General features: G+C 68.5%; 16 protein-coding genes and 2 tRNA genes. 6 read left to right on the top strand and 12 right to left on the bottom strand.

Annotated features, from left to right (window positions below; translation table 11 throughout):
• Positions 1–25 precede the first annotated feature (25 nt).
• Positions 26–499, top strand: coding sequence for a ribose-5-phosphate isomerase (locus H4W30_RS30260; RefSeq protein WP_192745902.1), 474 nt, complete (start codon positions 26–28; stop codon positions 497–499).
• A gap of 1 nt (position 500) precedes the next feature.
• Complete coding sequence (locus tag H4W30_RS30255; RefSeq protein WP_192745901.1) at positions 501–1310, top strand: Fpg/Nei family DNA glycosylase; 810 nt, start codon at positions 501–503, stop codon at positions 1308–1310.
• Positions 1311–1629: 319 nt separating this feature from the next.
• Here the strand turns inward: H4W30_RS30255 and H4W30_RS30250 are convergent, their stop codons facing one another.
• Positions 1630–2403 carry a hypothetical protein gene (locus H4W30_RS30250; protein ID WP_126729820.1) on the bottom strand — a complete coding sequence of 258 codons (774 nt, stop codon included), beginning with the start codon at positions 2401–2403 and terminating at the stop codon, positions 1630–1632.
• Positions 2404–2514: 111 nt separating this feature from the next.
• Here H4W30_RS30250 and H4W30_RS30245 point away from each other — a divergent pair, with 111 nt between their 5' ends.
• From H4W30_RS30245 to H4W30_RS30235, 3 genes are read left to right on the top strand one after another with little or no spacing between them, the layout of a single operon-like run.
• Positions 2515–3390, top strand: a complete 876-nt coding sequence (locus tag H4W30_RS30245) for a TIGR03619 family F420-dependent LLM class oxidoreductase (protein WP_192745900.1) — start codon at positions 2515–2517, stop codon at positions 3388–3390.
• A 3-nt stretch (positions 3391–3393) separates the two neighbouring features.
• Positions 3394–3840, top strand: a complete 447-nt coding sequence (locus tag H4W30_RS30240) for a nuclear transport factor 2 family protein (protein WP_192745899.1) — start codon at positions 3394–3396, stop codon at positions 3838–3840.
• Between the two features lie 21 nt (positions 3841–3861).
• Positions 3862–5628, top strand: a complete 1767-nt coding sequence (locus tag H4W30_RS30235; RefSeq protein ID WP_192745898.1) for a M48 family metallopeptidase — start codon at positions 3862–3864, stop codon at positions 5626–5628.
• On the opposite strand, the gene H4W30_RS30230 is transcribed toward H4W30_RS30235, so the two are convergent.
• From H4W30_RS30230 to H4W30_RS30185, 10 genes are all read right to left on the bottom strand, one after another.
• Positions 5621–6835 carry an RNA polymerase sigma factor gene (locus H4W30_RS30230; RefSeq protein ID WP_192745897.1) on the bottom strand — a complete coding sequence of 405 codons (1215 nt, stop codon included), beginning with the start codon at positions 6833–6835 and terminating at the stop codon, positions 5621–5623. The two genes, H4W30_RS30235 and H4W30_RS30230, sit on opposite strands and share 8 nt — an antisense overlap.
• 27 nt (positions 6836–6862) lie before the next feature.
• Positions 6863–7765, bottom strand: coding sequence for a TauD/TfdA dioxygenase family protein (locus H4W30_RS30225; protein ID WP_192745896.1), 903 nt, complete (start codon positions 7763–7765; stop codon positions 6863–6865).
• Complete coding sequence (locus tag H4W30_RS30220) at positions 7762–9084, bottom strand: LLM class flavin-dependent oxidoreductase (RefSeq protein WP_192745895.1); 1323 nt, start codon at positions 9082–9084, stop codon at positions 7762–7764. The genes H4W30_RS30225 and H4W30_RS30220 overlap by 4 nt, the downstream gene beginning before the upstream one ends.
• Complete coding sequence (locus tag H4W30_RS30215; protein WP_192745894.1) at positions 9081–9917, bottom strand: ABC transporter permease; 837 nt, start codon at positions 9915–9917, stop codon at positions 9081–9083. The genes H4W30_RS30220 and H4W30_RS30215 overlap by 4 nt, the downstream gene beginning before the upstream one ends.
• On the bottom strand, positions 9914–10675 hold the full coding sequence (locus tag H4W30_RS30210) for an ABC transporter ATP-binding protein (protein WP_192745893.1): 762 nt from the start codon (positions 10673–10675) through the stop codon (positions 9914–9916). Before H4W30_RS30210 ends, H4W30_RS30215 begins: the two co-directional genes overlap by 4 nt.
• Positions 10672–11691 carry an ABC transporter substrate-binding protein gene (locus tag H4W30_RS30205; protein ID WP_192745892.1) on the bottom strand — a complete coding sequence of 340 codons (1020 nt, stop codon included), beginning with the start codon at positions 11689–11691 and terminating at the stop codon, positions 10672–10674. Before H4W30_RS30205 ends, H4W30_RS30210 begins: the two co-directional genes overlap by 4 nt.
• Before the next feature lie 89 nt (positions 11692–11780).
• Positions 11781–12947, bottom strand: a complete 1167-nt coding sequence (locus H4W30_RS30200) for an ROK family protein (protein WP_192745891.1) — start codon at positions 12945–12947, stop codon at positions 11781–11783.
• A 42-nt stretch (positions 12948–12989) separates the two neighbouring features.
• Positions 12990–13439 (bottom strand): GNAT family N-acetyltransferase, encoded by a 450-nt coding sequence (locus H4W30_RS30195; protein ID WP_192745890.1) that lies wholly within the window; start codon positions 13437–13439, stop codon positions 12990–12992.
• 217 nt (positions 13440–13656) lie between these two features.
• On the bottom strand, positions 13657–13965 hold the full coding sequence (locus H4W30_RS30190; protein WP_225950467.1) for a DUF2695 domain-containing protein: 309 nt from the start codon (positions 13963–13965) through the stop codon (positions 13657–13659).
• A 119-nt stretch (positions 13966–14084) separates the two neighbouring features.
• Positions 14085–14158 (bottom strand) — tRNA-Pro (locus H4W30_RS30185).
• Between the two features lie 84 nt (positions 14159–14242).
• Here H4W30_RS30185 and H4W30_RS30180 point away from each other — a divergent pair.
• Positions 14243–14316, top strand: a tRNA-Gly gene (locus H4W30_RS30180).
• 389 nt (positions 14317–14705) lie between these two features.
• Here H4W30_RS30180 and H4W30_RS30175 read toward each other — a convergent pair.
• Positions 14706–19349 (bottom strand): HAMP domain-containing protein, encoded by a 4644-nt coding sequence (locus H4W30_RS30175; protein WP_192745888.1) that lies wholly within the window; start codon positions 19347–19349, stop codon positions 14706–14708.
• Positions 19350–19389: the final 40 nt, after the last annotated feature.

The following is a 19389-nucleotide window of genomic DNA, read 5'->3' as shown; positions in this document are numbered from 1 at the left end:
GGAACGTGATGGCAGACTCCGCGCTGTGCGTGTTTACCTTGGCTCCGACCATGCCGGTTTCGAACTGAAGAACCACCTCGTGGCCCACCTCAAGGAGCAGGGCCACGACGTCGAGGACGTCGGCCCCTTCGTCTACGACGCGGCCGACGACTACCCCGCGTTCTGCATCGAGGCGGCCCGCCGCGTCGTCGCGGACGAGGGCAGCCTCGGCATCGTCGTCGGCGGCTCCGGCAACGGCGAGCAGATCGCGGCCAACAAGGTGAAGGGCGCTCGCGCCGGCCTCGCGTGGAGCGTCGAGACCGCGAAGCTCACCCGCGAGCACAACCACGCCCAGCTGATCGGCGTCGGCGCGCGAATGCACACCACCGAAGAGGCCACGGAGATCGTCGAGGCGTTCCTCGCGACCCCGCCGAGCCAGGACGAGCGCCACGGCCGCCGCGTCCAGCAGATCCTGGACTACGAGAACACCGGCTGGCCGCCGCCGCTGCCCGAGCACTGACATGCCCGAGGGGCACACGCTCCATCGCCTGGCACGTCTGCACAAACGCCGGTTCGCCGGTCACCCGGTCGAGGTGAGCAGCCCGCAGGGACGGTTCGCCGCCGAAGCGTCCCGTTTGGACGGCCGGGTGCTGGTGAAGGCCGAGGCATACGGGAAGCATCTGTTCCACGACTACGGTCCACACGGGACGGTGCACGTCCACCTCGGCCTCTACGGCACGTTCTCCGACGTGCCGCTGCCCGTTTCCGAGCCGGTGGGGCAGGTGCGGATGCGCCTGGCCGGCCCGACCCATTTCGCCGACCTGCGCGGTCCGACCCGGTGCGAACTCCTCGACGGGGCCCAGGTCGACGCGATCAAGGCGAGGCTGGGCCCGGATCCGCTGCGGCGTGACGCGAAGCCGGACAAGGCGTGGGAGCGGATCTCGCGGTCGAAGACGTCGATCGCGGCTTTGCTGATGGACCAGTCGGTGCTGGCGGGCGTCGGCAACGTGTATCGCGCCGAGGTGCTGTTCCGGCACGGTGTCGCCCCGCTCGTCCCTGGCCGCGCGCTCGATCGCGGGCTGTGGGAGGACATGTGGGCGGATCTCGTGACGCTCATGCGGCACGGTGTCCGGGTGGGACGGATCGACACCGTCGCGCCGGAGCATCTGCCCGAGGTCACGGGCCGCGCGCCGCGACAGGACCGGCACGGGGGCGAGGTCTACGTCTACCGTCGCGAGCGAATGCCTTGTCTCGTGTGCGGGACGGCGGTGCTGCGGAGCGATCTGGCGGCGCGGAACCTCTTCTGGTGCCCGACCTGCCAGCCCGCTTGAGGGATTCGGCGCCTGCTGCGCGTTCCCCTCAGGCCTGGGTGCCGGTGCTCGTGTCGCGAAAGCCACTTTCGGGACATCAGACGTCCCGAAAGTGGCTTTCGCGACACGCCCGTCCGTGCCGGACCAGGCCGTGGTTGATCGGCCGTCCCGTTCGTCAGCGTTGCGAAAGCCACTTTCGCAACGCTGAAGGTTGCGAAAGTGGCTTTCGCAACGTGCTGCGGTGGCCCAACCGCCCGAAACCGGCCCCGAACGCTATGAAAGGTCCTTTCCTTGCAGATTCCGCAAGGAAAGGACCTTTCATAGCGCTTGAAGACCGGCGCTAGAAGTCGAAGCCTCCGCCGTCGAACCCGCCACCATCGAAGCCGCCGCCGTCGAACCCACCGGCGTCCCCGCCCATGTCTCCGCCCGCGTCGCCGCCGGCATCACCGGCGCCGGCGTCCTCCTGGCCCGCGTCGTAACCCGACTCCCAGGCCGACGCGCTCGCGATCCCGGCCATACCGGAGAACATCGCGCTGAACAGCAGCATCGAACCGAGACCCCAGGCACCGGCGACGAGCGCGGGCTTCCACCACGGCTCGCTGTACCAGCCCTGCGGCACTGGACGGCCTGCCACGCGGCCGCCGGGGTAGTAGTGCGGCGTGCGCTGGCTCGGGTCCGGCGAAGCCTCGTAGTGCTCGCCCTCGACGTCGACCGAGCGGTACTCGGTGACCTTGCCCGCCCGATCGCGCTCTTCGCTGCCGGGCAGTTCCGGACCGGGGTCCATGCCCATCGCGAGGCGGGCCGCGCGGACGTAGTAGAGCCCTTCGATGGCGGTCTCGCGCACCAGGCGGGCCTGCTCCACCGTCTGCGCCTGCTCCATCTGGGAGCCCGCCGCGGTGAAACGTTCGGACGCGTCCGCCATCGCCTGCTGGGAGGCGGTGTCCGTGCCGGTGAGGTTCATGACCTGACCGCCGAGTCGTTCGACGAGGCGCCGTGCGTCCGCCTTCGCGTCGTCCAGCTGGCGCTTCTTGGCCGCCGCCTGGGATTTCGCGAAGTAGATGCCGCCGCCGACCACGACGACGAGGAGCACGATCAGGAAGATCGCGGTGCCCATGGGTTCACTCCAGGAATCGTTCGGCCTTTGCCCGGATCAACGCGGGGAACCCGCCGGGGGTTCCCTGAGGACACTGGCGGGTGAAACTAGAACACGTTATAGTTCGGCTCCATGAAGTTCACCCTGTCGATCGCGATGAACCCGCTCGATCAGCTGGGCGAGCTCGCCCGGGCCGCCGAAGAGGCGGGTTTCTCCTCGATCGCGCTCCCGGATTCCCTGTTCTATTCCGAGACGGTCTCGGCCGACTATCCGTACACGCCCGACGGCAGCCGCTTCTGGACCGAAGAGACGCCCTGGGCCGATCCGCTGATCGCGGCCGCGTCGATGGGCGCGGTCACCGAACGGCTCACCTTCTACACCTCCGTGCTCAAACTGGGTTCCCGCAACCCGGTGCTGCTGGCCCGCCAGGTCAACTCGGTCGCGGCGCTGACCGGCGGCCGGTTCGGGCTCGGGCTCGGCGTCGGCTGGTCGCCGGAGGAGTTCCGCTGGTGCGGCGCGCCGTACGAGAAGCGCGGCAAACGCGTGGACGAGGCCATCGAGGTGCTGCGCCTGATCCTCGACGGCGGGATGGTCGAGTTCCACGGCGAGTTCTTCGACTTCGACAAGCTCCGCATGAGCCCGACGCCGCCGTCGCGGGTGCCGTTCTACATCGGCGGGCACACCGACGTGGCGCTGCGCCGGGCCGCCCGCGTCGCCGACGGCTGGTCTTCGGCGATGATGAAGTTCGACGACCTCCGCGACACGATCGCCAAACTGCGCGGGCTGCTGGCCGACCAGGGCCGCGCCGACGATCCCTTCGAGTACCAGGCCGTCTGCATCGACAAATTCGGTCTCGACGGCTATCGCGAGCAGGGCGACATCGGCGTCACCGACATCATCACCATGCCGTGGGTGTTCGACGGCCTCGGTTTCGACGCCGAAGTCGGCCCGAAGCTCGATTCCATCAAGAAGTTCGGCGACGAGATCATCGCGAAGATCGGAGACTGAACCATGGGTGTCGACGTCTGCTGGGATCCGGCCACCGAGCAGCCGCCCGCGCGGCAGGCCGCGTTCCGTTCGATGACCGCGGTCACCGCGGGGGACAAATCAGCCTGGCTCGCGCTCTTCGCCGGGGACGCCGTGGTCGAGGACCCCATCGGCCCGTCGATGTTCGACGAGGAGGGTAAGGGCCACCACGGTCAGGACGGGATCAGCGCCTTCTGGGACAAGACGATCGCGAATGTCGAACGTTTCCAGTTCACCATCCGCGATTCGCACGCGGCCGGTGACGAGGTCGCGAACGTCGGCACCATCACGACGTACCTGCCCGGTGGCTACCGCGTCGACACCGACGGCGTGTTCGTCTACCGGGTGCGCGAGGACGGGCTGATCGTGTCGATGCGCGCGTTCTGGGAGACCGAGCGCGCCATGGCCACGGCCAGGAAGGCCGACGAGTGACACCCGGGTAGGTTCCACGCCATGCGGATCGGCGTGGTCAAGGTCGTGTTCCTGGTCGTTGGCTTCTACGCCTTGGACACGCTGATCTTTCTCCTGCTCGCGTTCGGCGGCGGCTTCCTGCTGGCCGGGATCGACAACGTGCCGCTGTTCATCCTCGCCGCACTCGGCCTCGGGCTGCTGTTCGGCGCCGGGGTCGTGGCGCTCCTGCCGATGCGCCCGGTGCCTTTCGTGCCGAAAGGGGTTCCGCTCTACCGCGACGACGCCCCCGAGCTGTGGGCCACCCTCACCGAACTGGCGGAGACGATCGGCACCCGGCCGCCGGACCAGGTGTGGCTCACCGCCGGGCCGGGGGCGTCGGTGGTCGAGGAGGCGCGGCTGTTCGGGCTGAAACCCGGTCGCCGGTTCCTGTCGATCGGCCTTCCGACGCTTCAGGCGTTCACCCGCGCACAGGCGAGCGCCGTGCTGGCGCACGAGTTCGCCCATTACGCGCAGCTCGACGGCCGGACCAGCGTGACCGGCTACCGCTCCCACGTCGCCGTCGCGCGGATGCTCGACCGTTTTCCCCGGAGCACGATCAACCCGCTGGCGTGGCTGTTCCGCGGCTACGCGCGGCTGTTCGTCCTCACCCAGCGGGTGGCGAGCCGCCGTCGTGAGTACGGGGCCGACCAGGTCATGGGCCGGATCGCCGGACGGGCCGCCGCGCATTCGGCGTTGCGCCTGCACGCGCGGCTCGGCGAGGAGTGGACGCGGTATCTGAGTGTCCACGTCGGACCCGGCGCGGACGTCGGGATGGCCCCCGACGACCTCTACGGCGGTTTCGCCGGAATGCTCGAAGCACGGCGCGAACGACTGGCCACCATGGACGAGCCGATCCGGCCGCCCTCGCGCTGGGACACCCACCCGCCGACGGCGGAACGGTTGTGGGCCTTGGACACCGCGCCCGACAAGTCCGATGTGGACGAACGTCCGGCGCTGGGCCTGCTCGCCGATCCGGTCCGGTCCGCCGCCCGGCTCGAGGAGGCGTCGTTCGACTTCGGTGAGTGCCGTCGTCTCCCCTGGGACACGTATCCGCGTGAGGTGGCACTGGCGCGGCTGAAGGTCGACGCCGAGGCCGCGTACCGGGCCATCGCACGGGCCTCGGGACAGCCAGGCGGAAGCCTCGAAGCGCTGCTCACGCTGCCGGGAGCGGATGTCCCGGAGGACGGGCTCACGGCCGCCATCGTGCTGGCCGCGCTGGACGCGGGCACGATGCGGTTCGTGCACCGGTGGGACGACGAACCGGATTTCGTCCTCGCCGACGGTTCCTTCCTGGACTTCGACCTCGTCGAGGATCTGCTGATCGGCGAGCCCGAGCACGCCGCGCGCGCCCGTGCGGCACTGGCGCGGCTGGGTATCGACCCGGCGGCCGCGAACGGCGGGACGGAGCGGCTCTCGCCGGGTGAGGCCCCGGTGATCGGCGGGCTGGCGAGCGTGAAGTTCGACGACCGGCCAGGCCATCTGGTCATCACCGAACGCGGCCTGATCTTCTCACCCGGCCCGGAGGCCGAGGCGGACTCCGGGAAGGACGCACTGCTCGCGCTGATGGCGCAGGCCCCGTTCGCGGTCGCCGCGCGGGCAGGCGCGGTCTGGTTGCCGTACGAGGAGTTCTCACACGTGGAGAAGCAACGCGACATCCCGCTCAAGGCGACCGTGACCCTCTACAACGGCGTCGAGCACCGGATCCACGCCGTCTACACCGGCTACGTCCACGAGAAGTCGCACGAGACGATCCTCCGGGTGCTCAGGTGAGCCGCTCCGCGCGCCGCTTCAGGTACTGCTTCTCCGGTTCGCTCGCGGTCTTGCCGGCGGCCCGGAGGTAGGCCTCGCGCGCGGATCCGGTGTCCCCGGCCAGTTCCAGCAGGTGCCCGCGGACGGAATCGAGCCGGTGCGTCTGGCTCATCCGGCTGTCGTCGTCGAGGGTGGCCAGCAGTTCGAGGCCCGCTTCCGGCCCGTTGACCTCGGCCACCGCGACGGCGCGGTTGAGCGTGACGACCGGGCCGGGCGAGACCTTTTCGAGGACGTCGTAGAGCGCGAGGATCTGGGGCCAGTCCGTGTCGGCCGCGGTGGCCGCCTCGGAGTGGACGGCGGCGATCGCGGCCTGCACCTGGTACGGCCCGACCGGGCCCGCCGCGAGAGCCTCGCTCACCAGCGAAACGCCTTCGGCGATCATCTCGGCGTTCCAGCGCGAACGGTCCTGCTCGGCGAGAGGGACGAGCGAGCCGTTCTCACCGGCGCGGGCGGAGCGGCGGGCATCGGTCAGCAGCATGAGCGCGAGCAGGCCGGTGACCTCGTCCTCGTCCGGCATCAACCGCCGGAGCAGCCGGGTCAGCCGGATCGCCTCGGCGGTCAGATCCGCGCGGTGCAGGTCGGGGCCGCCGCTGGTCGTGTAGCCCTCGTTGAAGATGAGGTACAGCACTTGGAGGACGACCCGCAGCCGTTCGGCCAGTTCCCCGGCGGGCGGCAGGACGAACTCGGCGCCCGCCTTCTTGATGGTCTGTTTCGCGCGGCTGATCCGCTGGGCCAGCGTCGATTCCGGGACCAGGAACGCGTTCGCGATCTCGCCCGTGGTCAGGCCGCCGACGGCGCGCAGGGTGAGCGCGAGTTGCGACGGCGGGGACAGGGAAGGGTGGCAGCACAGGAAAAGAACGGTGAGCGTGTCGTCCGAATCGGACACAGTGGCCGGAGCGGAGGCCATCAGCGCGTCGTTCTCTTCGCGCCGCCGTCGTGCGCTCTCGCTGCGCCACTCGTCCACCAGCCGCCGGGTGGCGACCGTCGCGAGCCAGGACTTCGGGCTGTCCGGGATGCCCTGCTCCGGCCATTGCTGCGCGGCCGAGAGCAGGGCTTCCTGGACGGCGTCCTCGCAGGCGTCGAACTGCCCGTGCTTGCGCACCAGCAACCCGATGACCTGCGGGGCCAGCTCCCGCAGGAGCGCTTCCACCTGACGATCGTCCTTCACGACGCCAGTCTTACCCCATGCGCGCGGTCAGGCGACGGGGGAGTAGTGCGAAGCGTCGCCTTCGAGGGACTCGCTCGGCACCCCGTCGATCCCCACCGGGACGTCGCCCGCCACGGTCACCCGGTTCAGGCGGCGGGGCAGGTCGTCGTAGTTGTCGACGGCGTAGTGCTGGGTGATGCGATTGTCGAACAGCACCAGCTGGTTCGGCTCCCAGCTCACCCGGACGACGTTCTCCGGCCGGGTCACGTAGGACTGCAGCAGCCGCAGGATGTCCCGCGACTCGCCCTTCGACAGCCCGATGATCCGCTGCGCGAACCCGCCGATGTACAGCCCGCGCTCGCCGGTCACCGGATGCACCCGCACCACCGGATGGACCGTGCGGAACTTCTGTGAGACGAACACCTTGCGGCGTTCCTGCTCCGCCTCGTCGAGGGTTTCCGGCGCCTTCGCGTAGTCGTAGTCGTTGGTGTGCTCGGCGCGCAGCGTGTCCGCGAACGCCCGGAGCGGTTCGGGCAGATCCCGGTAGGCCGCTGCCGAGTTGGCGATCAGCGTCTCGCCGCCGTACGGAGGCACGACCAGGCTGCGCAGTGTGCTGGCCTTCGGCGGGTTGAGCACGAAGGTGACGTCGGTGTGCCACTGGTTCGCGCGGCCCTGCTCGCTGTCGACCGGCAGGATGGCGGGCTCGCCGTCGACCGACGGGACGGTCGGATGCGCCTTGGTCAGCTCGCCGAAGTGCGCGGCGAATCGCTGCTGACCTGCGTCGTCGAGGTCGACGCCCGAGAAGACGAGCGCTTTGTGCTCGTGCAGGGCCTCGGTGACGAACGCGACGGTCGCGGCGTCGAGTTCCTTGGCCGGGTCGACGCCGACGACTTCAGCGCCGATCCTGCCGGTGATCTTGCGAACCTCGACCTGGGTGTTGAGGGCGGTCATGCGGCGTGCTCCTTTACTCGGGTGCGGGTGACAGGGCGGGCGAGGCCGTAGTGGCCCCGCAGAGTCGTGGCGGTGTATTCGGTGCGGAACAGGCCGCGTTTCTGCAGTTCGGGGACCACGAGGTCGACGAAGTCCTCGAGACCACCCGGAAGCGTGGGCGGCATGACGTTGAAACCGTCCGCGGCGCCTTCGGTGAACCAAAGCTCCAGCTGGTCGGCGACCTGCGTGGCGGTGCCGGCGAACACACGGTGCCCCCGGCCGCCCGCTAGCCGCTCGATGAGCTGGCGGATGGTCAGGTTCTCGCGCCTCGCCAGGCCGGTGACCAGCTCGAACCGGCTCTGCGCGCCTTCGGTGAAGGCGCCGACGTCGGGCAGCGGGCCGTCGAGCGGGTACGGCGTCAGGTCGTGGTCGAGCATGGTCGACAGCTGCCGCACGCCATATGCGGGCGTGATGAGGGCGTTGAGTTCGGCCTCGCGCTCCTTCGCCTCGGCCTCGGTGCGGCCCAGGATCGGGCTGATCCCCGGCAGGATCTTGATCTCGTCGGGAGAGCGGCCGTATTTCGCGAGCCTTCCCTTGACGTCGTCGTAGAAAGCCTTGCCGTCGGCGAAAGTCTGCTGCGCGGTGAACACCGCCTCGGCGAAGCGGGCCGCGTACTCCTTGCCTGTCTCCGAAGAACCGGCCTGGACGAGCAAGGGGTGCCCCTGCACGGGACGCGGGATGTTCAGCGGGCCGCGGACCTGGAAGTGCGGGCCGTCGTGGTCGATCGGGTGGATGCGGTCGGTGTCGGCGTAGACCCCGGTCGCTTTGTCGACGACGGCCGCTCCGTCGTCCCAGCTGTCCCAGAGTTTCTTGGCGACTTCGACGAATTCGGTGGCCCGTTCGTAGCGCAGCGCGTGCGAAGGCCTGGCGTCGCGGTTGAAGTTGCGGGCCTCGTCCTCGCCCGCCGACGTCACGATGTTCCAGCCCGCGCGGCCACCGCTGAGGTGGTCGAGCGACGCGAACTTTCTGGCCAGGTGGTACGGCTCGTTGTAGGTCGTCGACGCGGTGGCGATCAGCCCGATGCGCTCTGTCGCCCCGGCCAGCGCCGAAAGCAGCGTCAGCGGCTCGAACAGGGTGTGCGAGTTGTAGCGGACGTGGCCCCACAAGGCGACGCCGTCGGCCAGGAACAGCGAATCCAGCTTGCCGCGCTCCGCCGTGCGCGCGATGTCGACGTAGTGCCGCAGTGTCGCGGCGCGGTGCGGATCCGTGCTGGGATGCCGCCACGCCGCCTCGTGATGACCGTTCGGCATCACGAACGCGTTGAGGTGCAGATGTTTCATGCCTTCTCCTTGACCCGCCAGGTGGAGAACCGCCGCTCCAGTGCGACGAAGCCCGCGTTGATGGCCAGGCCCAGCACCGAAACCGTGATGATCGCGGCGTACATCTGCTGGATCTGGAAGTTGACCTGTGAGTTGTTGATCAGATAGCCGAGCCCGGCCTTGGCGCCGACCATCTCGGCGGCGATCAGGATGAGGATCGAGTACGCCGCCGCCATCCGGATCCCGGTGAAGATGGTCGGTACCGCCGACGGCAGGATCACCTTGCGGAACAGGCTCGGACTCGACAGCCCGAGCGAACGCGCGGCCTTGACCAGCAACGGATCCACGGTGTTCACCCCGGCGATCGTGTTGAGCAGCACCGGCCAGACGCAGGCGTAGACGATCAGCGCGATCTTGGACACCTCGCCGATGCCGAGAAGAAGCGTGAACACCGGGAGCAGGGCCAGCGCGGCGGTGTTGCGGGCCAGCTCCAGCAGCGGGTTCAGGAACTCGGCGAGTGGCCGGTACCAGGCGATCAGCAGGCCGAGTGGCACCGAAATGCCTACCGCGATCACGAATCCGGCGGCGGACCGGCCGAGGCTCGCCAGCAGATGGTCGGCCAGCTGCCCGTTGAGGACGAGCTCCCAGAGGGCGGCGAGGTCTTCCGACAACGGCGGCAGGAAGGTCCTGGTGCTTTCGTCGAGGACGTATCGGGGAGCGAGCTCCCAGACGGCGAGGAAGAGCAGGATCGCCGCCGAACTGCGGAAAGCCTTGCCGATCCGGTTCTTCTTGTAGGGCTTCTCGGCTGTTTTCGGTCCAGTGTGGACTTTCGGCGCTTCGAGTGTCGCGGTCATGCGGCCCTCCGGATCTCGTCGTGCAGCAGTTCCCACAGCCGGTGGCGATGGGCCACGAACGCGGGTGCCGAGCGCAGGTCGTCGTTCGAGCGGTCACCGAGGTCGATGTCGACGAGGGCCTTGAGCCTGCCCGGCCGCGACGTCAGCACGGCGACCTTCTGTCCCAAGTAGACGGCTTCTTCGATGCTGTGGGTGATGAAGACGATGGTCTTGCCGGTGCGCAGCCAGATCCGCCGCAGTTCCTCCTGCAGCAGTTCGCGGGTCTGGGAGTCCAGCGCGGCGTACGGCTCGTCCATCAGCAGCACGTCCGGGTCGTAGGCGAGGCTTCTCGCGATCGCCACGCGTTGTTTCATGCCGCCGGAAAGCTGGTGGGGGAGGTGGTCTTCGAAGCCGGAAAGCCCGACCAGGTCGAGGAATTCCCGTGCTCGCTCGGCACGCTGCCGCTTGTTCAGGGTGCCGCCTTCGAGGCCGAACTCGACGTTGGCGTGGGCGGTGCGCCACGGGAACAGCGCGTACTGCTGGAACACGACCCCGCGGTCCAATCCCGGCCCGGTGACCGGTTTCCCGTCGATCAGGACCTCGCCGGAGGTGGGTTTCGCGAGCCCGCCGAGCAGATCGAGCAGCGTGGACTTGCCGGAACCGCTGGGGCCGACCAGCGAGAGGAATGTGCCGTCCTCGATGTCGAGGGAGACGTCGTCCAGCGCGGTCAGCGTGCCGAAGGTCTTGGTGACCGAGCGGAGACTGATCTTGGCGGTCATGCGCCACCGCCTTCGCGGTACGGGTTGAATTCGTTGGTGTAGATCTTCTCGAGGTCGACCTGGTCGTTCTTGATGAAGCCGGACTGCTTGAGCCAGCCGGTCCAGAGGGTGTAGTCGTGGTCGGAGATCAGCCCGCCCTTGGTGACGCCGGTGCTCTTCCAGTACTTGAGCGTGTCGGTGTTCTCGTTGCGGCCGCGGTTCTGGATGATCTTGGTGAACCGCGCGATCACCTCGTCGCGTGGTGTGGTGCGCGCCCATTCGATCGCCTTGGCCACGCCGGTGACGAAGGTCTTCGTGGTCTCCGGGTACTTCTTGATGAAGTCGGTCCGCAGCACGTACGGCCCGCCGTTGTAGGGGCCGAACGCCTCCACGTCCTTCACGATGGGCCGCACGCCGCCTCCGGCGAGGGCGCGGTCCTGGAGGACGCCGTTGAGCGCGGCGACGTCGATCTGGCCGTTACGCAAGGCTTGTTCGGTGTTGATCGGCGGCAGGACGACGAGCTGCACCTGGTCGATCTCGGCGTCGGAGAGGCCGTTGCGTTTGAGCCAGGTGTCGAGGGCGGCCTCCAGGTTCGCGCCGACGGTGTTGACGCCGACCTTCTTGCCGATGAGGTCGCGCGCCGTGCGGATCGGGCTGTCTTCCTTGACGTAGAAGCCCAAGAAGGTCTTCTCGTCGGAGCCGTAGTAGTTGACGACGGCCTTGATCGGGGCGCCGGCGTCGACGAGTTTGGCGACCGCGCCGGTGAAGGCGCCGCCGAAGTCGGTCTGGTCGGTCGCGGCGGACTGGATGTCCTGCGGCCCGCTGATCGTGTTGCCGACCCACTTGAGTTTGACCGGGCCGAAGTACCCGAGGTCCTCGGCGAGTTCGGGGAAGGTGACGTTGTTCGCCGACCCCTGGTAGCGGAGTTCGAGCTTCTCCGGCTGCCCGGCCACGCCCGCCGGAGTGGCGGAGGCGCCGCAGCCGGACAGCGCCAATCCGGCGATGAGCGCGGCGATCAAGGGCACTGGTTTCTTCACGGTGGGCTCTTTCGTTCGGGTATGCGTCGTTGAAGAAGATTCTTCGCAGGCCCGCGACGAGCGTCAATTTTGCGATTTAGTGAAGTAACTCAGGAGGCGTTGGCGAGGTTCGTGAAAAGCGGATCCCCGTAGAGGGCGTTCAGCATGACCGCCGCGCCCGCCGTCGCCAGCTCGGTGCCCGGAAAGCTCGACGCGGCAACGTTTTTCTCGGCGTCCTGGCAGACCCAGGAGCGCTGGGAGACCTCGTCCCGGATCGTGGAAAGGCAGCCTTCGACGTCGCGTACACTCTGGTCGAGCACGATGAGGATTTCCGGATTGAGGACGTCGAAGAGCAATGCGGCGGCCTGTCCGATGATTCTCGCGCGTTCATGGAAAAGGGCGACGGCACTTTTGTTTCCCGATGCCGCCAAACGGAGTACGTCGGCGAAGATCGGTTTTTCGACGATTCGTGCTTCGACGGCCTTGCGGGCGACCGTGCGCTCCGAAACGGTGGCTTCGAGACAACCGGATCGGCCGCAGCGGCACGGTTCCTCGCTGTCGTCGACCCGCAGATGCGCGACGGCGCCCGCCGCCGACCGCGGTCCATGATGGACGGTGTCACCGGTAGCGAAGGCGGCGTCGACCACGTTGCCGGTGAACAACTGCACCACACTGCGGCGCGCTCTCGGTTGCCCCAGCAGGCGTTCGGCGTGGATGAGCGCCCGCGAATGCCCGTCGACCCGGACGTCGAGACCGGTGACCTCGGTGAGCAGATCGCGCAACGGGACCCCGTGCCAGCCGAGCAGACCGTGCTCCACCACCGTCCCCGAAGACTCGTCGACCCAGCCGCCGGTCGCCACCCCCAACCCGAGCGGCGTCCGCTCCGGCGCGTGTCCGACGAGGAGGTCGTCGAGCAGCTCCGCGATCTGCGCGGCCTGTACGGCGGGCTCGGCGCCGTGATGCGGGGTTTCGTGCTGTGCCAGCACTTTCCCGCGTAGGTCCAGCAGCCCGACGGTGAGATGGTCGACCGCGACATGCGCTCCGCACACCACGAACCGCCCCGTGTCGAGGTCCACGGGCACGAACGGCCTGCCGACCGCGCCGGCGACCTCGGGCAGCTCGGTGAGGAACCCGCGGCGCATCAGTTCCGCCACATGCCCGGTGACGGCCGCGGCGCTCAGCCCGGTGCGGCGCGCGATGGTGCTGCGCGCGATCGCCCCTTCGTCCAGCACCACGCGGATCACCGCGCTGGCACTGGCGCTCCGCCTGCCGGTCACGGTGCCGATGTTCGCAAGCGGGTGCCGGTGGGCCTAGGGCTCTCACGATCCGGGAGTGCTCAGCCTTCGGAGGAATCGTGCGCTGCGTTCGCAGTGGTCCTCGTATCCCCGCGCGCGATAGAAGGCGTGCGCGGCGGTCCGGTGGCGGGAGCTGGTGACCTCCATGGTGTCGCAGCCCAAGCGCAGCGCCTCCGCTTCAGCCGCGGCGACCAGCTCGCGTCCGATGCCCGAGCCTCGCCGGGTCTCATCCACCACCAGGGCCACGATCCGCCCGCCGGAACCCGGCCGCTCGAGAAGCGGGATCGCGACGACCGCGACGACACCGACCACCTCGTCGTCCACCTCGGCGACGAACGCCGCACCCTCGGGATGGCGGGCCCAGCGTTCGAGCCGTCCGCGCACGTCGGTCTCGTCGTTGTCCGGGTAACCCAGCTCGGTGAGGAGTGCGGTCACGGCTGGGGCGTCGGCGGTGCGGGCGTGGCGGATCTCCATGATCGCCATTAAAGCCGAGCCGGGTGAGGTGTGACGCTGCGTGCGGGGTGTGTGGAAACAGGGACGTTGAGTGTCCCTCTTTCCACACACCTGTCGTGACCGGTCCGGTCACGCCGGACTGTGTGGATTTCGATGTCGCCGGTCCGCGTCGAGCGACCGTGCGCGGAGGCCGTGCTTTACCCGATGTGCGAAGAAAACTCGCCGAAGCGCTAGGGCCCTACGCCGTCTGGTCCGGGTCCGTGTTGGCCAAGACCTCGCAGTCGCAATACCCGCCGGCGTCCCCGAGAGCCTCCCGGAGCGTCGGCCAGTCCATACCCCGCTCCAACGCCCATACCTCGGTCAGCCGGAGGCTGTGGTCGCAGCCTTCGGCGCCAAGCTGCTCATCCAGCCAGTCGTACAACGCGTCCAGCTCGGCACGATCAAGCCCCAGAGCACTCCAGGCGCCGACACGCTGCTGCTCCCTGTACGCGTTGCGCAAAGCCTTGCGCCGCGCCGCCTCGCCCGGATCCACGAGCACAGTGTGCATCACACGTGATCAACGTTGAAACAGGCCTTAGGCCGCGTTCTGCTCGGCGGCGAGGCGGCAGTGAAAATCCTCGCTCCGCCGCTCCGAACGAGGTGTTCATGCAGGTCCAAGACCTTGAGTCGGGCTGACAGGATTTGAACCTGCGACCCTCCGCTCCCAAAGCGGATGCGCTACCAAACTGCGCCACAGCCCGTGACTTCCCCGATCTCCCGGGGGGTGTGCGCACAGCCTAGCGGGTCACGCTAAGCTGTTTTCGCACCCGGTACTCCGGGGGCACGCGGGTGTAGCTCAATGGTAGAGCCCTAGTCTTCCAAACTAGCTACGCGGGTTCGATTCCCGTCACCCGCTCCATCGCTCCACAACAGAACCCGCAGGCGTCTGGCCTGCGGGTTCTTTCGCGTCCGGGCGTCTCGAAGGGCACCTTTGAGACCTCTAACGTCTCAAAGGTGCCCTTCAGGACATCCCCGTGCAGCCCCCCGTGAGTGACGCTTCGGGTCAGCGTCGAGGTTCCCTGCGGTCTGGCGATCTCGCGTGATCAGCTGGACGACACGCGTGATCAGACGGACGACACATGTGATCAGACGGACGACACGCGTGACTGGACGGACGACACGCGGCGGCCCGGCCGCGAGCGTGTGTCGTCCGCCTGATCACGCGAGTCGGCCATCCAGACACGCGTGTCGTCCAGCTGATCACGCGTGTCGTCCGTCCAGTCACGCGAGACCACCTGGACCGAAGGCTCAGTCCGCGCCGGAGTCCGAGTCGTCACCGGCGCCCGCCACGGCCTGCGAGAGTCCGCTGGAAGCGGCATCCGCCTCCAGGTGCGCGGCGATCAGGTCCAGCAGCTTGTCCGTGTCGACCGGCTTGGTCACGTAGTCGTCCGCGCCCGAAGCGAGCGTCCGCGCCTTGTCCTCCGCGGTCGCCTTCGCCGTGACGGCGATCACGGGCAGGTCTTCGTGCGCGGCCTCGGCGCGGATGGCGGTGATCGTGGCGTTGCCGTCCAGTTCCGGCATCATCACGTCCATCAGGACGAGCGCGGTGTCCTCGTGCCGTTCCAGCGCCCGGATGCCGGCGACGCCGGTCTCGGCGTAGATGACCTCCAGGCCGTTGCGCTCCAGCACGGCTGCCAGCGCGAAGACGTTCCGGAGGTCGTCGTCGACGATCAGGATCTTCTCGCCGTGGAACCGCTGTGACGGCGCGGAAGGGGCCACCTGCGGCACCGCCATGATCAGCGGGACGCCGCCGGCCGCGGCGGTGGTCGGGACGACCAGGTTCGACGCGCTCACCGGCAGGTACAGCGTGAACGTGCTGCCCTTGCCGGGTTCGCTGCGGACGCGCAGTTCGCCGCCGAGCAGTTCGGTCAGCTGCTGGCTGATCGACAGGCCGAGCCCGGTGCCGCCGTACTTGCGGCTGGTGGTGCCGTCGGCCTGGCGGAACGCGTCGAAGATGATCGCGAGTTTGTCCGGCGCGATGCCGATCCCGGTGTCCTCGACGGCGAACGCGAGAACGCCGGGGGCGTTGCGGAGCGAGTCGGCTTCGACCTCGCCGGGATCGGCCATCCGGATGTGCAGGCGCACGCCGCCCTCGTCGGTGAACTTCGCCGCGTTGGACAGCAGGTTCCGCAGCACCTGCTGTACGCGGTGTTCGTCGGTGTGGATCGACGAAGGCACCGGCGGGTCGATCAGGACGGCGAACTCCAGGCCCTTGTCCGAGGTGAGCGGACGGCAGATCGATTCGACGTACTCCACCAGTTCGGGCAGCGTGACGTCCGACATCTGCAGGTCCAGATGACCGGCCTCGACCTTGGCCATGTCGAGGATGTCGTTGATCAGCTGCTGCAGGTCGCTGCCCGCCGAGTAGATCGTCCGCGCGAACTGGACCTGCTTCTCCGACAGGTTCCCGTCCGGGTTCTCCGAGAGCAGTTTCGCGAGGATCAGCGCGCTGTTGAGCGGAGTCCGCAGTTCGTGCGACATGTTCGCCATGAACTCGGACTTGTACTGCGACGCCATGGTCAGCTGCCCGGCACGTTCTTCGAGCTCCTGCCGCGCCTGTTCGATCTCGCTGTTCTTGACCTCGATGTCGCGGTTCTGCTGTGCCAGCAGCGCCGCCTTCTCCGCCAGATCCGTGTTGGACCGGCGCAGTTCCCGTTGCTGCGCCTGCAACTGCTCCGACCGGGCGCGCAGTTCCTGTGCCAGGCGCTGGGATTCGGTCAGCAGTGCCTCGGTGCGGGAGTTCGACTGGATGGTGCTGACGTTGACCGCGATGGTCTCCTTCAGCTGCTCCAGCAGGTCGATGTGGACGGTGCTGAAGGCGTTGATGGTCGCCAGTTCCAGCACGCCGAGCACCTCGCCCTGGAACAGCACCGGCAGCACGATCACGTTCACCGGAGCGGCCGAACCCAGCCCGGACGAGATGAGCGCGTACTCCGGCGGCGCTTCGTGGACCAGTATCGTGCGGCGGTCGACGGCGGCCTGCCCGATGAGCGACTCGCCGGGGGAGAACCGCAGCCCGGTCTGGGATTTCGCCAGCCCGTAGGTCGCGATGCTCTCCAGGACCACCTCTTCCTGTTCGTCCTCACGGGCGAGGAAGAACGCGCCCTGCTGCGCGGACACGAGCGGGGTCAGCTCGGACAGGATCAGCGACGCCACCGACGCGAGATCGCGGTGCCCCTGCATGAGCGCGGACAGCCGCGCGAGGTTGGTCTTGAGCCAGTCCTGCTCGCGGTTCGCCCGGGTGGTCTCCTTCAGGTTCGCGATCATCTGGTTGATGTTGTCCTTGAGCTCGGCCACCTCCCCGGACGCGTCGACGGTGATGTGCCGGGTCAGATCGCCGGCGGTCACCGCGGTCGCCACCTGCGCGATCGCCCGCACCTGGGTGGTCAGGTTCCCGGCCAGCTGGTTCACGCTTTCGGTCAGCCGCGACCACGTGCCCGCGACACCGGGCACCTCCGCCTGGCCACCGAGCGTGCCGTCCGTGCCGACCTCGCGGGCGACACGGGTGACTTCGGAGGCGAAGGCCGAGAGCTGGTCGACCATCGTGTTGATGGTGGTCTTGAGTTCGAGGATCTCGCCGCGCGCGTCGATGTCGATCTTCTTCGACAGATCGCCCTGCGCCACCGCGGTAGTCACCGTCGCGATGCTCCGCACCTGGCCGGTCAGGTTGTCGGCCATGACGTTCACGTTGTCCGTCAACGCCTTCCACGTGCCCGCCACGTTCGGCACGCGGGCCTGGCCGCCGAGGATGCCTTCCGTGCCGACCTCGCGGGCGACGCGGGTGACCTCGTCGGCGAACGCGCGCAGCGTCTCGACCATGCTGTTGATCGTCTCGGCGAGGACCGCGACCTCGCCCTGCGCGTCGATCGAGATCTTCTTCGAGAGGTCGCCGTTCGCCACCGCCGTCGTCACCGTGGCGATGCTGCGCACCTGGTCGGTGAGGTTGGTGGCCATGACGTTGACGTTGTCCGTCAGGTCTTTCCAGGTCCCGGCGACGCCGCGCACCTGCGCCTGGCCGCCGAGCTTGCCCTCGGTGCCGACCTCGCGGGACACCCGGGTGACTTCGTCGGCGAAGGCCGAGAGCTGGTCGACCATGATGTTGACGGTGTTCTTGAGCTCCAGGATCTCGCCGCGCGCGTCGACGATGATCTTCTGGGTCAGGTCGCCCTTCGCGACGGCGGTGGTGACCTGGGCGATGTTCCGGACCTGGTCGGTCAGGTTCTTCGCCATGAAGTTGACGTTGTCGGTGAGGTCTTTCCAGGTCCCGGCGACGCCGGGCACCTGCGCCTGGCCGCCGAGCCGCCCGTCGCTGCCGACCTCGCGGGCGACGCGGGTGACCTCGTCGGCGAACGCGGACAGCTGATCCACCATGGTGTTCAGCGTGTTCTTGAGTTCGAGGATCTCGCCCTTGGCGTCGACGGCGATCTTCTGCGACAGGTCGCCCTTCGCCACCGCCGTCGCCACCTGGGCGATGTTCCGGACCTGCGCGGTGAGGTTGTTCGCCATGAAGTTGACCGACCCGGTGAGGTCGCGCCACGTCCCGGCGACACCGGGCACCTGCGCCTGGCCGCCGAGCTGACCTTCCGTGCCGACCTCGCGCGCGACTCGCGTGACCTCGTCGGCGAACGACGAGAGCTGGTCGACCATCGTGTTGACGGTCGTCTTGAGCTCCAGGATCTCGCCGCGCGCGTCGACCGTGATCTTCTGCGTCAGGTCGCCCTTCGCCACCGCGGTGGTGACCTGGGCGATGTTGCGGACCTGGTCGGTGAGGTTGTCGGCCATCTGGTTCACCGAATCGGTGAGCCCGCGCCAGGTGCCCGCCACACCCGGCACGGAGGCCTGGCCACCGAGCCGGCCTTCGCTGCCGACCTCGCGCGCCACCCGCGTGACCTCGTCCGCGAACGAGGACAGCTGGTCGACCATGGTGTTCAGCGTGTTCTTGAGTTCGAGGATCTCGCCCTTGGCGTCGACGTTGATCTTCTGCGAAAGGTCGCCCTTCGCCACCGCCGTGGCCACCTGGGCGATGTTGCGGACCTGGTCGGTCAGGTTGTCCGCCATCAGGTTCACCGAGTCGGTGAGGTCGCGCCACGTGCCCGCCGCGCCGGGGACCTGCGCCTGGCCGCCGAGCCGGCCTTCGCTACCCACCTCGCGGGAAACCCGGGTCACTTCGTCAGCGAACGACGAGAGCTGGTCGACCATGATGTTGACGGTGTTCTTGAGCTCCAGGATCTCGCCGCGCGCGTCGACGTTGATCTTCTGGGTCAGATCGCCCCGCGCCACCGCGGTGGTCACCTGGGCGATGTTGCGCACCTGGTCGGTCAGGTTGCTGGCCATGACGTTGACGTTGTCGGTGAGATCACGCCAGGTGCCCGCCACACCGGGGACCTCGGCCTGGCCGCCGAGCCGTCCTTCGGTGGCGATCTCGCGGGCCACTCTGGTGACCTCGGTCGCGAACCGCGAAAGCTGCTTGATCAGGCCGTTGACCGTCTTCGCGACTTCGGCGAACTGACCCTGCAGCGGCCGCCCGCCGACTTCCAGCGGCATCGGCTCGGACAGATCGCCCTCGGCGACCGCCCCGAGGACGCGGTTGAGCTCGGCCGTGGGCCTGCTCACGTCCTCGATCAGGCCGTTGACGACGTCGACCGCGGTGGCCCAGCCGCCGGGGCCGATCTCGGCCGCCACCCGCTCGGTCAGCCTGCCTTCCTTGCCGACCGCCTCGCGGACGCGCAGGAGTTCGGTCACCAGTCGCTGGTTCCGCTCGGCGATGTCGTTGAAGGCGCCCGCGAGCTGGGCCGCGAGCCCGTCGCCGTGCGCCACGAGCCGCCGGCGGAAGTTGCCGTCCCCGAGGTCACGAGCCGCCGCGAGCAGGCGTTCCAGGGTGGCTTCGTCCACCTGGCCGCCACCACCTTCCACGGGGATCCGGTCCCTTTGG

The sequence above is a fragment of the Amycolatopsis roodepoortensis genome (assembly GCF_014873915.1).
Classification (GTDB): Bacteria; Actinomycetota; Actinomycetes; order Mycobacteriales; family Pseudonocardiaceae; genus Amycolatopsis; species Amycolatopsis roodepoortensis.
The sequence above is the reverse complement of the archived record's forward strand: the minus strand, read 5'-3'. Positions and strand labels throughout refer to the sequence as shown.